This window comes from Psychrobacter pacificensis (genome assembly GCF_900101915.1).
Classification (GTDB): domain Bacteria; phylum Pseudomonadota; class Gammaproteobacteria; order Pseudomonadales; family Moraxellaceae; genus Psychrobacter; species Psychrobacter pacificensis.
In genome coordinates this window covers 47,613-66,294 of sequence record NZ_FNAL01000016.1, presented here as the reverse complement: position 1 = coordinate 66,294, position 18,682 = coordinate 47,613, and the positions used below count along the sequence as shown (strand labels likewise).

Below are 18,682 nucleotides of genomic sequence, written 5' to 3'. Positions count from 1 at the left end.
AGTGAGGTTGCAGGTTAAGACCATTACCTCTGACAATGGTAAAGAGTTTGCTCAGCATAAGAAGGTGAAACAAAAGCTCTTTAGCCCTTTCTTCTTTGCCGATGCTTATGCGTCATGGCAGCGAGGAACCAACGAGAATACCAATGGCCTTATCAGAGAGTACTTGCCTAAGGGTTGTGACTTTAGACAAGTCTCTGATAATGAAATACAGGACATTGAGAACAAACTAAACAACAGACCAAGAAAACGATTAGGGTTTAAAACGCCTATGCAGGCGTTCTATAATATTAATTAGCGTTGCACTTGGTGTGTTAATCTAAGATGTTTAAAAATGACTCAAAGTGAAAGTGTCATATGTATAAAGAAGCGCCTGCTAATATTAGCAGGCGCTTCTTTATGCTCATAGATTTAATTAACTTAAAGATTTATCAGTAGGCTTTTTTTTGCGGAATACGCTTGCGTAAAAATAGCAATAAAACAAAATAGAGCAACCACAAGCCTGCCAACGCATAAAACCCTATGGCGACTTGAGAGATACTTGCACCCATTTGGTTAAGCTGTACAGAGGTGTTGATCGCAGGGGTAGTTGGTACGATCCAGCGTATTACTTGCAAAACTTGGGGCAACTGGTCGGCTGGCCAAGGGTAGCCGCTTAAGAAGAATATCGGTAGGGAGATAAAGATTAAGATCTGCATACTGCGCTCACGCTGCCGGAACCATAGCCCAAGTACACAGCCGAGCGTTGCGACTGTCGGACAAAACAGTGCTAAAAACAATAGCGTTCCGAGCATATTTTGCCCACGTGGATAATGATGCAGCTCAAACGCCCAACCATAATAAAAACAGCCAATGATAAAGCTTAGCGTGCTCAGCGCTGTGATACGTCCGAGCCAACCGCGTACACTCGCAGCATGACGCCGCTGCTCATACCAAGTGCCAATCAGCATGGCGGTTGCCATCAATAGTGTCTGTTGTAAGATAATGACGGAGACGGCTGGTACGACGTAGGCACCGTAGCCTTCAGTTTGATTATAAAGTGGCATGATTTGTAGTGGTACTGCTTGAGCGCTCTGTGCTGCGGTGGGTGCATAAGCGCCTTTAGCGATATTTTTCTTTACCTTGATCCCCGCTGATACGGTACCAACTGCTTTAGAGAATCCCAGTTGGACGTTCTTATTTAAAATAAAGTAGCCGCCATTGCCGAGGACGCTAACATACGCTTGCTGTCCTGACATGACTTGTTCTTCAAGGCCGCTTGGAATCACCATATAGCCTGCAATTTGATCGGACCATATGGCTTCTTTGGCCGCTTGTTCATTGATAAAGTGCTCAGTATCTAGATATGGACTGGCACTTGCATAACGAGCGAGCGTGCGCGACAAGTTACTATTGTCATGATCAACAATACCCACTGGTACATGGTTGACCACTTCAGTTGAGTAGGGCCAAGGATAGAAAAACCCATAGATAATCGGGGCAATAATCAACATCAAAAGCACGCCTTTATCCCCAAAGACATCTTTTATAGTTTGAGAGAAGCTTGCCCAAAAAGTCTGCGCAGTTAAAGAAGTGGTGGCTTTAGCGTTGTTTTGCTTGGTATTTAAAGGTGATGACATCAGCGTGCTCCCCAGCGTTCAGGATGCGCCAATGCGCGTTTGGTCAATAGGGCTGTCAGTAGCATGGCGATGATAGTGGCAAGCGCCAGACCGTAGACAATAGGCACAGAGATAGCAATAGGCGCTTGCATTTGTAACTGGGCAATATGTAGCTTGAGGTAATGTGTCAGTGGCAATGCATTTGACCAGTATTGCGCGCTATCACTAATCGCAATATAAGGAAAGGTCACACCAGCAAAGGCATAAGAAGGCGCTGAAATAAAACCAGTGGTTGACAAACCCATACGCAGTGAAAAGGAGTTCAAAGTAAAAATAGCACCAAGCCAGAATGACAGTATCATCAAACACAATAGGCCGATATATACTGCGATGATTGACCCAATGCTTATATTTTGGTTCGACGTTACAAGCCACAATACCAAAGCCGACCATAAGCTATAGGCCAATATTGGCCAAAAATACTTACCCAATAGACCGGATAGCAATACTGATATACTCACCGAATTGGGCATTTTTGAGTCTGATGATGGTGCAGTGTTGTTGGTGCTATCTTGTGTGGTGTTTAACGCAGCTGCTTTTTTAGAGGATTTAACCAAAGCTAAGTCAGGTGTACCTGTACTGATAAAGCGATACCAGTGACCAATATTTTTATCGCGCAGCTCGCGACCAATGGTGGTTGCCCCGACGACCATCGCTAATATGTGTAGCAGGGCAGGTATGACGGTCGATGCCAAAAACTGCTGATAATCGGTTGCAGCATTGAACAAACTAATACGCTGGATACTGATAGGCGAGTAAGCAGTCATGGCTTGCGACGGCCCTACGCCTTGCTTTACCAATCGTTTGATCTCTACCCCTGCGGATAAGGTGCTAGCGACTGCTTGGACAGCCGTTTGAATAATGCCAGAGTGCGTACCGTACTGGGCGTTTACTTGTAGGATTAAAGGGGCAGGCTTGTTAGATAAAATGTTACGCGAAAAGTCTTCAGGAATGATGACAACCGCATAAATATCACGTTGCAAGATCGCAGCCTCTGCATCCGCTGGTGAATAATAAAGTTGTCTAACCGTAAGCGTAGGACTGGCTTCTAAGTAACGTACGGTAGTATTGGCAACAGCACTATTGTCTTGATCGATCACTCCAATGGGTAAGTCAGTAATCTGCGTTTGTGAAAATATCCACCAAATCAGCAGCACTGTGGCTAGTGGTATCCATACCACCATACTAAGGTCCCAATGGTTTTTGGCTAAAAAACGGCGCTCATAAGCGGCGCTACGTAAAAAAGCCTCACTTAACTTAGTCAAGTGCATGGCCTACTCTTGGTTCTGATTGATAGGATTAATATGCACAACCACACTCATTCCTGAGCGAATGCGAGTATCAGGCGTGGATGGTCGTGCTTTGACCTCAAAGGTACGCACATCAAAACCATCATCATTGTTGGTCGGTCGCCAAGTGGCAAAATCAGATAAGGTCGATGTCGCATAAACAGTAAACTGCTTGCTATAAGGCTTATCTGCTGATGATAATGCGGGAATAGTACCTGTAAATGTCTGACCGATAGCGAACTGGTTTAAATACGACTCAGTGACATTGAGCACTACCCATTGGTCATTGGTATCCACCAACGTCAGCAAAGGAACGCCTTGACCGATGACTTCTCCAGCACTAACGATGACATTGTCCACAACACCAGCGATAGGGCTCTTTAGATTGGCCTCTTCTTTTGCTGCCAGTGCTTCATCTAGCTGGGCATCAACTTGTGCGACTTGAGCGGTAGCCGCTGATTTGTCTTCACTGCGAGCACCTTCTAATGCCAAATCATATTGCAAACGTGCGGCTTCAGTTTGGTCTTGAGTGGCTAGGTATTGGGCATAAGCCTCATCGCGTTTTTGCCGTGCCATCAATCCTTCTTCATACAGACGATTGACACGCTGATAGGTGTTTTCTGCCAAATCAGACGCGGCTTTATTGGCTTGCCAAGCGGCTTTGGCTTGAGCGATCTCTTGCGGGCGTGCCCCGTTTTCTGCTTTGTCCAATTGACTTTGTGCGATTTGCTTACCAGCACGTGCTTGGTTGATCTTAGCGTTAATCTCAGGCGAATCCATCTCAATGAGTTGTTGACCCACCGTAACCGTATCACCTTCTGTCACCATAATGTTAGCAATGCGGCCTGCTACCTTTGCAGCGATAGAGGTTTGCTGCATTTGCATTTGCCCTTGGAGGGTAATGACTTCTGGTTCATTATGCTGATTGCTTTTATATAAACCGTATGCAATTGCGCCAAGAACACCTAATACAAACAGTACGAGCAATATCTTTTTCATACGAGCAGATTTATCAGCTTTTGCGTTGCCCCGACTATAAGCGGGTACAGATTGCTCTGGAACGTCAGACCCACTAGATACATTTTCTATTGGATCGACGGAGGCTTTTGTATCTTGAGAGGTCACTGACTCGTTTGAATCAACTGATTTATTTGAGTTGTCTGATTCGTTTGGAAATTCAGTCATGACGGTGTGATTCCTAAAGCAGCAAAGTTGAGAACAAAGGATTTATGATTAGTACACTCGAACAGCATAAGGTTTGGCATTGTCTATGGCTTCAGAATTAAAAATCGCACCAAAAGCGACGACAAAGGCTGAATAATATAGCCAAAGCATAATGACCACCGCCGCTGATAGCGCCCCAAATTCAGCACTATAGTTGTTGAAGTTTTGCACATAAATCGAAAACAGTACGGACAATATAATCCAAAGAATGGTCGCGAGCGTTGCTCCTGGAACCAGTTTTTTTAGTGCAACGGCATCGCGATTTGGCGCGAGACGATAAAGACTTAAAAAGCTTAAAAAGATAATACCCGCCAATACAGGCCATCTGGCCCACAGTGCAACCGTTTCAGCCACTTGAGGGAAGGGGAAGTAATTCGCTGCTACAGGGATAATAGCAATAGAAGACACCGCTATTATCAAGACGACTACTGCACCAAAGGTCAGGCTCACTGCTCGAACCGTGCCTTGTATAAAGCTGCGCTCTTGGGTGATATGAAAAGCGAGATTGACAAGGGCAATTAAAGATTTGATGCCTTTGGAACCAGCATAAAGGGCAAGTAAGGTCGATATGATCAGGCTAAATGTCAGCGTGGATTTGGTATTAGAGACCAACTCGCTCAGGCGCGAATTGAGGACTTCGTACACTGTATCAGGTATAAACGGACGCAAAATGGAGATATGCTCCTGCATCTCAACGGGTGAAAATACGAGACCATAAATCAGCACAAATACCGCCATTGCTGGAAAGATGGATAAAAAACCAAAAAATCCGACACTGGCGCAATGTGCCCAAACATTAGTGGTATTCGCAATAGGCCACGTTTGTAGCAAAGTTTGTAGCCAATTATTTATCGATTTGGACGTTGGTTTTTTCATAAAACAGTGATTCACTATAGTAATAGTATGGTTTATTGAGCGTTATTGTTTGATAGCGTCATGCTGATTTGGTATATATCTTCGCTCATTAGCCTTATAACACTTAAAAGTTGAAACGACGACATAGCGCTTATTCGTATACTTTATAAGCTTTCATATACAATCATCATTCAGTGTACAAAGTCGGCAGCTGGATATCAGCGGCATTAAGATAAGCGTTAAAAGCAAGCGGCGTACCGCAGCTTTGCATGAGTGCGGCCAATGACTGTACATAGTCGTTTGCTGCTTGCGCTTGCTCAGTACGTGCTTTGAGCGATTGCGTTTGTGCTTGTACCACATCGACTGTGGTATTCACGCCTTCTTGCAATCCTAAGCGGCGCAATCTTAACACTTCTGCAGCCAAATCAACGTTACTTTGTAGCGCTTGATAGCGTGATTGAGCATTATTAACATCGTGCCAGTTTTTTTCTACCAGCAGTAGCAGGTTGTCGCTGACTTCAATCTCAGAAAGATCTGCCTGACGTATTTGAGCATTGCTTGATGCCAATGACGCGGTTTTATCCAGTCCGCCCCATAGCTTCCAACTGGCAGAGATACCAGCGACCCAGCTTGGGTCTTTTTCGAGCTGACCATAACCATATAGCAAGACTGTCGGCTTGTAGCCAGTATCTGATAATGCATGCAACTGCTGAGCCTGCGCGCGTTTGGCGGCGACCTTTTGTAATCCTGGATGATTATTCAGTGCCAAATCCTGAAAATAGCTAACATCCGGTAGGGGACGGCTAGAGACAAATAATGGCGTCGTCGGCTTAATACGATAATCAGTACGTAGCAATCGCTGTAGCGCAATCATGGCTAAGCGCGCGTCGTTATTGGCATTGACGGATTCGCTTTTGGCATCGGCAAGCGCAGACTGTGCTTCTAGTCTATCGACGCGCGAAATAAAGCCTTCTTCAAACAAGCGTTCTGCCATATGATCCGTTTGCTGCAAGGTATCGTAAGCATCCTCACGTAAGTAAGCGGCAATGATCGCCAATTGGGCCTTAAAATACCGTTCAATTAACGTATTATAAAGCTCGTTTTTATCAAGGATGCTATCGGCGACTGCTTCTTGTGTGCGTGCATCTGAGGCGCCAGTCAATGCGTCCGTACGTCCAGCTGTATAAATAGGCCAGACCACACCAAGACCTGCGCCCGTCGTCGATCCTGAGCGCTTAATATTATAAGAGTCTGGAATTCGCTCACCGACCAACTCCCCAAAGTTTGGTAAATCTGGCAGGTCTGCAATCGGAGGAACCGCGTTATCGACGGTATTATTTACTCCGTTGACGATACCGTTTCTAAGAGACGATAGATCTATATCCTCATCAAGATGGTAAGCACTGGCAGAGACGCGCGCAAATACGAGGGGGTTGTCGATGGTTCTGAGGGCCTCAGTTTGGTATTCGCTGGCAGCGATGGCTGCTTGATTGGCCGCTATTTTGGGCGAGACTTGAACCAAAAGCTTTTGCGCTTGTTCTAGGCTTAAAAAGCTAGAGACTTCTAATGGATAGCTATTATCCACGGCTTTGTGTGTGATTGGATCGATAAGGGTGTTTAATGCACTGTGCTCAGCATGAGTCTCTGCTAATGTATGACTAGGTGCCATTGCTGTCTGAGCTGTCTGATTATTAATCTGACCATCGGCATCCACAATTTTTGTCACAGTCACCGGTGTCATGTCATCTGATGATTCTATATTATCTGAGCCCGTGCTCGCATAAGTCACTATAGGGCCGCTCATGAGTGCAACTGTCATCATAGCAGTCGGTAGCGCTGATAAAGTGAATTTCATAAGTCACATAAGCCATTAATTAGAATGTAAGGTATTATAAAATAACGGACAGCATTAATAGATTTTATCGCTCAGAATATAAAGCGGTCATACTATTATAAACGATTTGCTAGTAAGCGAATAAATGATGCTGAAATAAAGTATTTGTACTGAAATATCAGAATGCTTTTTAATAAAGTGCGTGCTAATACGAAAGCGCTAAAAATGTATCATTCAAAACAAGGCGTACACTGTATAGCCACAATGGTGACGGGTCAATGCTCAGTATTCTGCTACTCTCTATTGTGTCATCCCTAGCGGTATGATAGAGGTTTGAGCTGTTTTTTAAATATTCGTTTATAAGTAACATCATAGCGAATAAGACGTCTTAGAGTTAACCAATTTAAATTAACGTGCTGTTATTTTTATCATTAGGGCGTCTTGAACATTCGACCATGGCACTGACAGCGACTATTTTTTAGGCGATTCGATGTTAAGAATAATAAGTTTAGTCATTTTAAGCGCTTATTTTTAACGATGAAGCGGCAAAAAAGAGTCCTATCCCCTGCTTTTATCGTTGGGGCTGATGCTAAAATTGCCCCATACGGCGTTACAAATCTCGCTAAGGCATCTGCATTATCGTCGCTTTGTGCCTTGTCTGGAACCATTTTAGCGATCAGCAGTGCCTATTTGCGAATGTTCAACACGCCCTAAATAATTTGGCCAGTCATTTATAAAATATACAGTGATTGATTAACAGCAAATAATGAATAGCCACTGGTTTTTATCAAATAGAACCAACAATATCAGTAGAGGATATGCGTAATGGCAGGATATATTTTGGCGTTAGATCAAGGGACAACGTCGAGTCGAGCGATATTATACGATGATCATGCACGGCCTATTAAGATGGCACAACAGCCAACGACGCTGCAAACGCCAAAAGCGGGATTTGTTGAGCAAGACGCACAGCAAATCTGGCAAACTCAGATTAGCTGTGCGCATGATGTTATCAATCAGGCAGGGTTGCTTGCTACTGATGTCACCAGTATCGCGATTACCAATCAACGCGAGTCTATTGTCATGTGGGACAAGCAAACAGGGAAACCGCTCGCACCCGCTATCATTTGGCAAGACAGGCGCACGGCAAACTATTGCAAGACACTCGCTGCTGAAAGCGCTACCAATAGTATGGATGATAGCGTTCATCAGGGTGCTGATAGCGCCAATATGGCCGATGAGGTTCAGCGCATCACAGGTCTGCGCTTAGATCCGTACTTCAGTGCCAGTAAAATTGCTTGGCTGCTCGAAAATAATCCCAAACTCAGCGTACGTGCGAGTAAAGGTGAGATAGCAGTTGGCACCATCGATAGCTGGCTGATTTACAAGCTAACTGGCGGCGAGCATGTCATCGACGTGACCAATGCTTCTCGTACTTTGCTATTTGATATTCATAAATTGGCTTGGTCAGAGACGCTTTGCGATCGGTTTGCCATTCCTATGACTATATTGCCTAAGGTACTGCCATCTGACGGTGATTTTGGCAAAACCAAAAAAGGCCTATTTGCAAAGCAAATACCCATTCAAGCCGTGCTCGGCGATCAGCAGGCCGCGCTTTTTGGGCAAGGCTGTCTCGATGCTGGCATGGCCAAAAATACTTATGGCACAGGGTGCTTTATGCTGATGAACATTGGTCAGCAGCCAAAACTGAGCGAGCACAAGCTGCTAACCACCATCGCATGGCAGCGAAAAATATCGCCAACTCGTCCAGACAATTTATCATTTGATCAAATCTTACAGTCAGGTAAGCGAATGCTACAGCCACCCAAAAAAGAAGTTACCTATGCCTTGGAGGGTAGTGTTTTTATGGCAGGAGCTATCATCCAATGGCTACGTGACAATTTGGGTATGATTCAACAAAGTAGCGATGTTGAAGATTTAGCTCGCCAAGTAGACAGTAGCGAAGGTGTGGTGCTATTACCTGCTTTTACCGGATTGGGTGCGCCTTACTGGCGTTCTGATATCAGTGCTAGCATCACTGGTATGAGCCGCGGTACTACTAAAGCCCATATTGCCCGTGCTGCGTTGGAAGCAGTTGCCTACCAGACTTATGATGTACTCATCGCCATGCAAAAAGACAGCCCTCATCCCTTGACTGAGCTGAGAGTAGATGGCGGCGCGGCAAATAATGATTTGCTGATGCAGTTTCAGGCAGATTTGCTAGATGTTCCGGTGCTACGTCCAAGAGACACAGAGATTACGGCAAAGGGTGCAGCACTACTCGCTGGTTTAAAGACTGGGCTTTACGATGAGTCAACCATGAAAGCATCATGGCAAGTAGATCGTATTTTTGAGCCAAGTATGTCGATTGATGCTCGTGAGCAACACCTTGATAAATGGCAACGTGCCATCGCAAGGTCATTAATGCAGATATAGGGTTGATTTCTATAGTAAATTTATCAATGCTAATCTCTTATGATTACCCAAAGTATGAGCGCACCGTACATAGACGTCATAAAGATACAGGCTGTAACGCAATGTAATCGCAATACGGACACAGTTTACATAATCAGGCTATCTGTCTCTACCTATAAGTTTCTATACTTCAGTTGGATTTAGCAATATCGCTAATCTTTTAGCAAATAAATAATTCAACAAATAATAAATAATTTAGGGACAATACTATGAGTAACCATGACGCTATCGATCGCAGTGAAGTAAAAAACATGTCTAAAGAGACAAAAGAAGATTTGAATGCAGACATTATTACAGGTGAGCCAGGCTCACATCCAGTAGGTACAGGTATTGGCGGTGTAGGCGGTGCAGCAGCAGGTGCAGCCATCGGTACTATGGCAGGCCCATTAGGTACGCTCATTGGTGGTGCAATCGGTGCAGTTGTTGGTGGCGGCGCAGGTCATGCAGCAGCTGAAGCCATTGATCCAACCCATGAGGAAGCTTACTGGCGCGCAGAGTATGCCAATGCTGATTATTACAAAGAAGGTTACGAGTTTGATCGCGACCTACACCCAGCGTATGCGGTAGGCTATGCAAATCGCGCTCGCTATCCAGTAGATGCACGTTTTGAAGATCATGAAGCCGACTTAGAGCGTTCATGGAATGAAGTGAAAGGCGATTCTCGTTTGGCGTGGGATGAAGCGCGTCTAGCATCACGTGACGCATGGCATCGTGTATCGTAGTACGTGTTTTACAAGAAAGTCAGATGTTAAAAAGACTTATGAATATGACTACTGTTTACTCAATGACTTTAATAGATAGCTAACTTAGCAGACGAGCTGTCTCTTAAAAACGCTGACAATAGATTACTATTTCGTTGCTGAAAATAGATTGATTGTACGATTGGTTCTATTAATGACTTTGACCAGCAGTATGTATGTTATTTTAAAACTTCCAAAGTCAACCTTTGGGAGTTTTTTTTGGCATAAAATTTGCTATGAATCCATATGTATGAATATAATATAAGAAAAACAGGGGACTTATGACTAATAATGACGGTAGTAAACAGTTTTATATTGCCACAGCTAATTTATTGAACTTTGCTAACCCTAATCGCATTTATTATGAGAATGCCCCAGCTTATGATAATAAAGCCTATGAGCATAAGCGACGTGGTCTGACAGATCTGCTGGCTAAAGCACACGCTGATATCATTGCCGTACAAGAAGTATGGGATAGTAATGCACTAGAAGCACTAGCTGTCGCACTAGGATTCAAACCAGAGCAGGTGGTTATTCCGCTTGCAAGCAATGACACTGCAAGTCCATATACTCAAGGTAGAGGCGCACAGCATACACCAGCCGTTGGTATTATTAGTCGATTTGAGCAATTAGAGACGACCTTATTAGAAGAGATTGCACCAAAAGCTGTGATTGATATCCCCGATATCGGGCCTCATCAGCATTTTAATCGTCCACCTTTGATATTGCGTGTTGACGCATATGGTCAACCAATAACGATCATCACGGCGCATCTAAAAAGTAAACGTGCGTTTTTCTTACGTGACGAAAATGGTAACCTATTAGAAGACATGGATGATCCAAATATCCGTATTCGTGCCAAGCTTCGTAGTTTGTGCATGCGTGCTGCAGAGGCGGCATCTATTCGTATGTCGATCATGGAACGTTTGCATCACACGCGTGAGCCATTGATACTGCTTGGCGACATGAATGATGTGACTGGTAGCGTAACAACCCAGCTGATGACGGAGACTGGCGAGGTTAATTATGATAAAAGTATGCGTGATGTCGCACTTTTTGACGCCGCTCGTATTCAAGCTCGCTATGGTTGGATGAAAGATGTGGCTTACACCCATATTCATCAAGGTATGCCAGAAGTGATCGATCAATTATTTGTTTCAGAAGAGTTCTTACCTGATAGCAAGTTTTCGCTCGGTCAGGTTGAAAGAGTTGATTATTTCAATGACCATCTTAAGTGGGATTATTCAGATAGGGTGACTGATCATGGTATTATAAGAGCGAAAATTAAACTGAATGATTAACTTCATAAAATTAGATAGTTAACTCTAGTAGAGTGTTAATCGATACATTAACTTTTAACCCATTCATGTCCCTTGCTTGATAGTGTACAAGCGTTTATGATGCCTCCTCATTGAGGTTAGTAGCGATAACGTTGGCTCTACATTTGAGCCACTCGTTGATTCTCCAGTGATTTAGGACGAATGCTACTCAATGAAGATTGAATTTATGAAATAGGACGTAACATTAAGAGATTTACAATGAGTGATAACAAAGACGAAAAAATTGAAGATGTGTTAGTAGATTCGGAGTTGGCAAAAAAACTTGTACCAAACAAGTTTAAATTTACCAGCCAACAGGGCCGCGCACGTCGTCAAAAACTTTTGGCTGGTGCCAAAAAGTTGAGTGAAACACAAGCTATTAATGATATTACTCTAGCAGCTGTGTGTGAAGAAGCAGGAATACCAAGAGCTTCTGCTTATCATTTCTTCCCTAACATTGAAGCAATATTTTTAGCATTGCGCTTTTTGAATGCGATTGAAATATTAGAGATGGTAGAAACCGTTGATATCGGCAACTACGATAGATGGCAAGGATATCTAACCGCGCTGATTGATCAATGCGTGACGATCTTCCATAACGATGAGACCAAAGCCAAACTCATTTATGACACCAATACGCCTGATTTTGAAGGTGATGAATTTGGCGAAGATATGGACCATCAAATTGTTGACTTGGTCTATAAGCGTTTATCAGAGCGTTATGAGATGCCAAATTTTGAGGATATCCAAAACACGCTATTGATTGCTTATAGTATTGTTAATGCGATATTTACCTTGTCTTATCGTCGTCATCAGACCATTACGGATGACTATATTCAAGAAGCAAATACCGCATTTATCGCGTACTTACGCTGCTATCTACCAGAAAAACTACCACGTAAAAACCGCTAATTTTATCTATAGTAGACACAAAAAAGCCGACAACTCTGTCGGCTTTTTTACCTCTGTTATTTAGTAAGGCGCTTTAATTATTAGGCGTTAGATCTTGTCCGCGGCAGATATCATCACTGGCATCTAAAGGCGCATACTGCTTATAGTAGCTGACGATAGATTGCTCTAAAGCCACATTGGTCTGCGCATCATGGGCATTAATATAGGCTTCGCGTGCTTGCTCAAGCCAGCGGTCCGCCATACGAAAATGTATGCCTGACTCACGCCACCCTCGCTTACATTGATTGGTCGCCGCCCAAATTAATGCCACTTCACTAAATGCCATCTCACGTGGCGCTGACTCTATACCGCCACTGTCTTTTAGCGCACTCAGCGTCGCCCACAGATCAGGTCGCATTAGAGCAGAGGTAGTAGGGATATCTTGCTGTAGTTTGATGCTTTGCGCTGTATCGTTCTTTAGCGATTGTAAGATAGACTCTGCCGTTTCTGCCGCAACTATGCCCGCAGCTGAGCGGTTATTCATACTGTCTTGATGGATCGCATAAGTAAGCCATGCTTGTGCTTTGTAAGCGAGGTACTGCTGATGAGCGGTTTTGTCTTTTTGCTGATAGGGCTGTAGTTGCTCTACCATACAGTTGAGTACACGTTGCTGCGTGCTTTGATATTTATAAGAAGGGGCTTGAGCCTGAATATCATCACGACAGTCTACAGCACTATTCGCATCAACGATTTGAGCCGTGTCGTTAGCGATGCTATCTTGTGCTGAAGCAAGGGATACGACACTCAAAAGTAACAGTGCCGAGAGTGCAGTATGTACTGGTTGTTTATAAGCAGTGGTTTTGATGGCAGCTTTAAACATGATGCAAACCTTATCTGAAGGTAATGAGTGTGGGTATTTACCATTATTAGGGCTGACTCTGCGACTCCTGTCTAATCGCTTATTATATTGCCAGTAGACAGGAGTTAAGACGCTATCATTAGCTTACAAGGTAGTCGTATTAACTTGCGTAGAGTCACTGTTTAAACGCTTGTTCTTACGTGGGTCTTCACGCTTGAATAGATTTTCATCAAACTTAAAGCGCAATCTAAAGTAAGCCCCTTCTTGAGTACTGTCGTCATAGGCGATGTCTTCATCTTCAAAGCCCATAAAGTTATAGCCAAGTGACAACCAAAGGTTGGTCATTGGGCTATAGCCCACTTCAGCACCTAACATATAAGACAAATCATCTGCTTGCTTATTCCAATAAGTACCCGCTTGCAAACCAACATCCCAACGTTCGCTAATATCGTACAGACCGCGACCATAAACGGCATGAGCAGTATTGTCACTGGTAATGTTGTCTGCTTCATATTCTGTATACTTACCCGCATAGCGACCAGACAAGGTTAGGGCACGCGTTGGATGGTAGTTACCATTCCATGACCAAACAGTGGTGTCTTTTTGATAAGTATCATCACCCGTGTTATTGTCATCCAAACGATACTCAAGCTTTGCAAGCATGTCTAGTTGATTGCTGTCGTAATCACGATAAGCGGCACCAAGTTGGAAACGATTAATCGTGCGATCACCATCATTATAGTCGATGCGCGAATAGGTATCTTTGGCCAATAAGGTAATCTCATCGGTATAACGATAGGCAATACCTGCGTTACCAAGTAAGGTGTCGCTTGTCTCGCCCCAACGTTTCTCAACACGTCCTGATGCTTTGTAGTTTTCTTTGGCAAGATACTCAACGCCAAAACCTGCCGCCGTGGCGGTGTTGTTCTCTTCGCCTTCTAATGACTCAACGCGCTCAAGCAACGTATTTAGAGTCAGGCCTTCTTGTACATACCACTTGTTTTTCAGACCGATAGCGGCTTCCGCTTCACGCGCACTGATCGCGTCACGCATGCGGTATTCGCTATACACTTTACCGTCTTTCATATAATTGACGTCAAAGCCCACAACGGTACGTTGACGCTCATCAGTATCATCAAGACCATAGCTACCAGACAAGCTATTGATCAAATCATGACGTGCATACAGACGACCCAAGCCACCGATTGGCGTCTCACCACCGATGGACGTCGCGTTACGTGAGCTATTTTCGATATCTTGCTCATACTCTGCAAACACCAAGCTATTATTTAGCTTGGGTAGGCGAGAAGTGATACGGGCACGAACCGTTGTGCCTTCGATGTCTTTGTCAGCATCACTAACGCTATTTAATGCTGACTGGTTGATAATGTCATCGTTAAATAACGTATCGTCAGTAACGTCTACGACATCTGTTGCCGCTTGCGTATTGCGTGAGGCTGCCGTGGCATCTTGTTTGTAGTAACGCACACCGATTTCACCAACGACATTTTCACTCAAACGTTGCTCGATACTGGCTTGTACGCCTTCACGACTCGCGTCAGTAGTATGATCCTTGGTACGCACACCTTCTAACTTCAACGCTGTTTTTTTGTCGTTGAATGTATGGATGACTTCTACGCCAGACTCCGTACGTCCAGCAGTCAGTGGTGATGCACCAGTGACAAATCCTTCATCTGCATCATTGTAATAAGCCTTGGCACGCGTGTCTTTCTTATTATCAAAGTCAAGCTCGACACGTAAGGCATTGCCCTCAACATTATTATCGTCTAATTCTGTGGTGTTGATCTGATTGCTTGGCTGAAAATTAGGGTTCTCAGCTTTGTTCATTGCGTATTCAGCGACCAGCTTTAGCTTATCGTTGAACTTGATAACGCTATTGACACTAGCCAGCTCTTCTTTGTTCAATGGGTCGTCGCTATTGATATAGCTACCACCGATAGCGACTTTATTAGTCAGTTGCTGTTTGGCAGCGATACCACCAACCAAATAGTCCTCACCACCTTCATCCACTTCTACTGTGACACGAATGTAGATAGGATTGCCTTCGAGATCTTGACTCGCAATCGGTGATTTTAGATATAAACTGCGGCTAATCGGGTCTATCTCATAATCAGCAAAACGAGTTAGCGTCTCACGGTTGACGATTAAGCCAGGGTTATTACGGTCGCGAGTGATCACTTCGATAGTTTCTGAGTTCTCTAACACGGCATCGAAGTCTTCAGCTAATGGGTAGGGACCTGAAATACCTAAACCGCGAGTCTCATTAACGCGCTGGCTAGTACTGGTCTCTGCCAAAAACGTAGTCACGCGAGTATTATTATCTTCAAATTGCGCCTTTAGACCAGTCAAGGTGCGATTGTACTGACCAAGCTCAATGCCTTCATCATTGTCAATTTGTGTTTTTAGGTCGCCATACATAGCAAACGAGCGACCTTTGTCTAGACGCACATAGAGCTTACTGGTTGATTGCGCATCAAAGCCCTTAGCCGATGAGTCACCATAGACAGGATAGTATTCGCCAGGCTCGATATCACGGAATAATCGCTCGCCTTTTTTGTCACTGTCATAAGCCAACGTCAGCAAGTAATCTCCGCGCACTTTGCCTTTCAAGAACATTGCCGCACGACCAGTGGCTGAATAATCATCATTGCCTGAGATTTCATGCAGCTCTTGCTCGAACGCGCCTTGTGCGTCTGTGATATTGCTGCCATCAAAGTCTTTGAGAGAGATAGCACCTTCGACGATACCCACAGCAATGAGTGGACGCAGCTTAGCCGTGAACTGTAGTGGGATAATTTGCTTGCTACTACCCGTATCGATGACCAACTCACCTTTGCCTGGTGCGCTTGGCGCGATGACTGGTATTAATAGCTCACCCCCTGATACAGTAACTTGGGTACCGGCTTGATCTTGGCTGCTGTCTTTCAGATTGATACGACCGATATTAGTATCAAGTGTAAGAGAAGTAGTACCGATATAGGGGCGATTGTCGCGATCTTTTAGACTAATAACAACCTGATATTCGCTGATACCATCTGCTGGGACTAGTTGTGCTTGCGTACGATAATCAATCGCTTGCAGACTATCAGGTGTCAATACGGTGATGGTCTGCTCGGAAATAGTTTTGCCATTGATGTCAGTTGCCACACCACGTAGAGTATTGCGTCCGCGTTTTAGGTCAACCGCATAATAGTCAAAAGCCATTACATTTTGCTTTTCTTGCTCAGCAGTTTTACCGATTTGCTGCTCTGATATCGCTTTGCCATTGGCGTATAGAGTAAATATTGAACCAAGTGGTGCTTGTACCTGTACCATCTGCTTGTAAGTACTGAGCTGTTGACCTTCATTTAGGTTAATGAAGGTGACATTATTGTTAGCCACTTCTTTTAGATATTCTTCGAGCTCTTTTTCTACTGGAGGTGCAACCGTTGTCACGGCCATGTCTACACGATTGGTCGCATCCCCAATCATGTCGTTGACAATAGCAGAATCACAGTTGTTACCAAGGTCTAGGTCGCCATTGATATTGCAGCCACTTGCATCGACATTATCAGTCGTGTCGGCATCGTAGTTTGGCTCTAATGTTAGCACTGTTTTTACCGCTTGCTCTAGCGTATCATTCTTAGCACTCACTGATTTGCTACGAGCGATTAACTCGGCGTTCAGACGCTCAGTACTATCGCCCATGCCGCCCACAATCGCAAAATCTGCACGATGTAGCTCGCCATATTTCAAATCGACAAAACGGCTGCCAGCATCACCCGCATTACGGTTGCTTTGGGTGACCAGCTCTGTTTCTCTAGGGATCGTCGTGCTATCTACTTTTAGTACGTGTGTTTTGGCACTGACCCCATAAAAGTTGTATTTACCTTCAGGATCGGTCACGATGAAGTTGCCGTTCTCCATATAAATACGGACACCAGCAACCCCAAGCTCGCCGTCTTCTTTTTGCTGAATACCATCACGGTTGATATCGTGATAGACCTTACCAATGATGATACCGTCAGTATTCATGACGCCGCGTTCTACGTCGATTTTCCACTGTGCTTCTCTTGATACTAAGCTTTGGCCTTGCTCATTGTTAGCAACTGCGATTGCGCGGTTGATACCATCACCACCTAGTGATGAAGCACCGATAAGCACACGATAAGTAATTTTTTTACTTTCGCCATTTTCCATGTTTCCTAAGTTCAATACCTGATATTTACCATCAGCTTTAAACTCGGTGGTCTGTGCTTGATTGATATCAATATCAGTCGTTGGACTAACACGTACACTATTCTCAACGTAGTCAAAACCACGTGGTAAGGCATCTTTTAGCTGTACATCGTAAGCAGTAGCGTTACCATTGTTCGTGATATTGATGGTGTAGCTGACATAATCGCCGAGTTCAGCACTTTTTACGTCACTTTCCTTTGTGACAACTAAAGCTGGGTTGTCATCGACGATATTAATTTGTGAGCTCAGGTCACTGATACGCACGGTGAAGTCAGACGCGTTCGGCAGTTCATCAGCACCAGTACCAACCGAAGGGGCGATACAAGCATCTAAACTGACAGTCAATGTGTCGTTGTTCAACGTTTGGATAAGCTTATCGTCAATAGCGTTAGCGTTATTTTGAGTGGCTGCTGATAGCTGATATTTACCTGTGTTATTACCGGTTTCTATAGCTTTAAGTGAATAGCTATCTCCAGTTTTTGGTGATTTGATGGTTACCCATACTTGATCAGGCTTGTCAGTTTGTACATTACATTGCGCATAGCTGGCACTGACATAAACGTCATCATTAATTTGTGAAATCGTTTTGCTTTCATCAAATTTAGGGGTGGTGAATTTGATACCAGATTCGATAATGACTAAACTATCGGTCGCACTCACGCTAGTCACTGACGGGTCTTCTAAGACAACTGCACCAATCTTAATGTCAGCCGTATCTCCATCCTTACCATTAGCATCTGATAGAGCTTGCACAATAAACTGAATGTTTTCACTCTGACCAAGCTTGATTTGGGCACTCATGTTATCAAGAATCAGTTGTGTATCACCACTATCGACAATGCCGTTTTTATTCAAGTCTTGATAAACTTTCAAATTAGATAGAGTTGGCGATACATCAAGCGTCAGCTCAACAGTCTGATCACTATAGCTAGTATTACTAAGAACATTAACCCAATTCACCAGTGTGTTGGGTGCAACAGTACGCACAGGTTGCTGAGTTAAGTTAATACCATATTCAGATAAGGCAGAGGCTTTGATTTGAACTTGGTTTGAAATGCTATTTTGTTTGATAGAATTGACGTCATAAGAAGCATTAGCGATATTGTTGATAGTTTGTACGAGAGTGGTGGGCGCAGCAAACGCCATATTTGATTGCATAAGCAACATTGCAGCCGTCAGCGCAGAGATCTTCGCTGTATGCAACGTAATACGATTAGACGGTGTCATTAAAGATTTAGTCATATGTCGCTTATCCAATAAAACATAAAAGGGTCGGATAGTAATTCTCCAGCTTGGCTCATC

The 18,682-nt window shown here is 44.0% G+C and carries 12 protein-coding genes; 5 read left to right on the top strand and 7 right to left on the bottom strand.

What is annotated here, in order from left to right; translation table 11 throughout:
• The coding region (locus tag BLR43_RS09945) for an IS30 family transposase (RefSeq protein WP_167669407.1) at window positions 1-295 on the top strand (295 nt) is incomplete at its 5' end.
• 133 nt (window positions 296-428) lie between these two features.
• On the opposite strand, the gene BLR43_RS09940 is transcribed toward BLR43_RS09945, so the two are convergent.
• The 5 genes from BLR43_RS09940 to BLR43_RS09920 all read right to left on the bottom strand — a co-directional run bounded on the left by BLR43_RS09940 (window position 429) and on the right by BLR43_RS09920 (window position 6,878).
• On the bottom strand, window positions 429-1,616 hold the full coding sequence (locus BLR43_RS09940) for an ABC transporter permease (protein ID WP_071001324.1): 1,188 nt from the start codon (window positions 1,614-1,616) through the stop codon (window positions 429-431).
• Window positions 1,616-2,926: an ABC transporter permease gene (locus BLR43_RS09935; RefSeq protein WP_071001325.1), complete on the bottom strand. Its 1,311-nt coding sequence runs from the start codon at window positions 2,924-2,926 to the stop codon at window positions 1,616-1,618. The genes BLR43_RS09940 and BLR43_RS09935 overlap by 1 nt, the downstream gene beginning before the upstream one ends.
• A 3-nt stretch (window positions 2,927-2,929) precedes the next feature.
• Entirely contained in the window at window positions 2,930-4,129 is a 1,200-nt protein-coding gene (locus BLR43_RS09930) for an HlyD family secretion protein (protein ID WP_071001327.1), read from the bottom strand.
• Between the two features lie 48 nt (window positions 4,130-4,177).
• Window positions 4,178-5,044 carry a YihY/virulence factor BrkB family protein gene (locus BLR43_RS09925; protein WP_071001329.1) on the bottom strand — a complete coding sequence of 289 codons (867 nt, stop codon included), beginning with the start codon at window positions 5,042-5,044 and terminating at the stop codon, window positions 4,178-4,180.
• 166 nt (window positions 5,045-5,210) lie between these two features.
• On the bottom strand, window positions 5,211-6,878 hold the full coding sequence (locus BLR43_RS09920; RefSeq protein ID WP_071001330.1) for a TolC family protein: 1,668 nt from the start codon (window positions 6,876-6,878) through the stop codon (window positions 5,211-5,213).
• An 804-nt stretch (window positions 6,879-7,682) separates the two neighbouring features.
• On the opposite strand from BLR43_RS09920, the gene glpK reads away from it, so the two are divergent.
• From glpK to BLR43_RS09900, 4 genes are all read left to right on the top strand, one after another.
• On the top strand, window positions 7,683-9,293 hold the full coding sequence (gene glpK / locus BLR43_RS09915) for a glycerol kinase GlpK (RefSeq protein WP_071001332.1): 1,611 nt from the start codon (window positions 7,683-7,685) through the stop codon (window positions 9,291-9,293).
• A gap of 248 nt (window positions 9,294-9,541) precedes the next feature.
• On the top strand, window positions 9,542-10,054 hold the full coding sequence (locus BLR43_RS09910) for a hypothetical protein (RefSeq protein WP_071001334.1): 513 nt from the start codon (window positions 9,542-9,544) through the stop codon (window positions 10,052-10,054).
• Between the two features lie 299 nt (window positions 10,055-10,353).
• Window positions 10,354-11,373 carry an endonuclease/exonuclease/phosphatase family protein gene (locus BLR43_RS09905; RefSeq protein WP_071001335.1) on the top strand — a complete coding sequence of 340 codons (1,020 nt, stop codon included), beginning with the start codon at window positions 10,354-10,356 and terminating at the stop codon, window positions 11,371-11,373.
• Window positions 11,374-11,610: 237 nt separating this feature from the next.
• Window positions 11,611-12,303 (top strand): TetR/AcrR family transcriptional regulator, encoded by a 693-nt coding sequence (locus BLR43_RS09900; protein ID WP_071001337.1) that lies wholly within the window; start codon window positions 11,611-11,613, stop codon window positions 12,301-12,303.
• Window positions 12,304-12,376: 73 nt separating this feature from the next.
• Here BLR43_RS09900 and BLR43_RS09895 read toward each other — a convergent pair whose 3' ends face one another.
• A complete protein-coding gene (locus BLR43_RS09895; RefSeq protein WP_093070864.1) occupies window positions 12,377-13,162 on the bottom strand; it encodes a hypothetical protein in 786 nt (261 codons plus the stop codon).
• 123 nt (window positions 13,163-13,285) lie between these two features.
• Window positions 13,286-18,622: a DUF11 domain-containing protein gene (locus BLR43_RS09890; RefSeq protein ID WP_093070862.1), complete on the bottom strand. Its 5,337-nt coding sequence runs from the start codon at window positions 18,620-18,622 to the stop codon at window positions 13,286-13,288.
• Window positions 18,623-18,682: the final 60 nt, after the last annotated feature.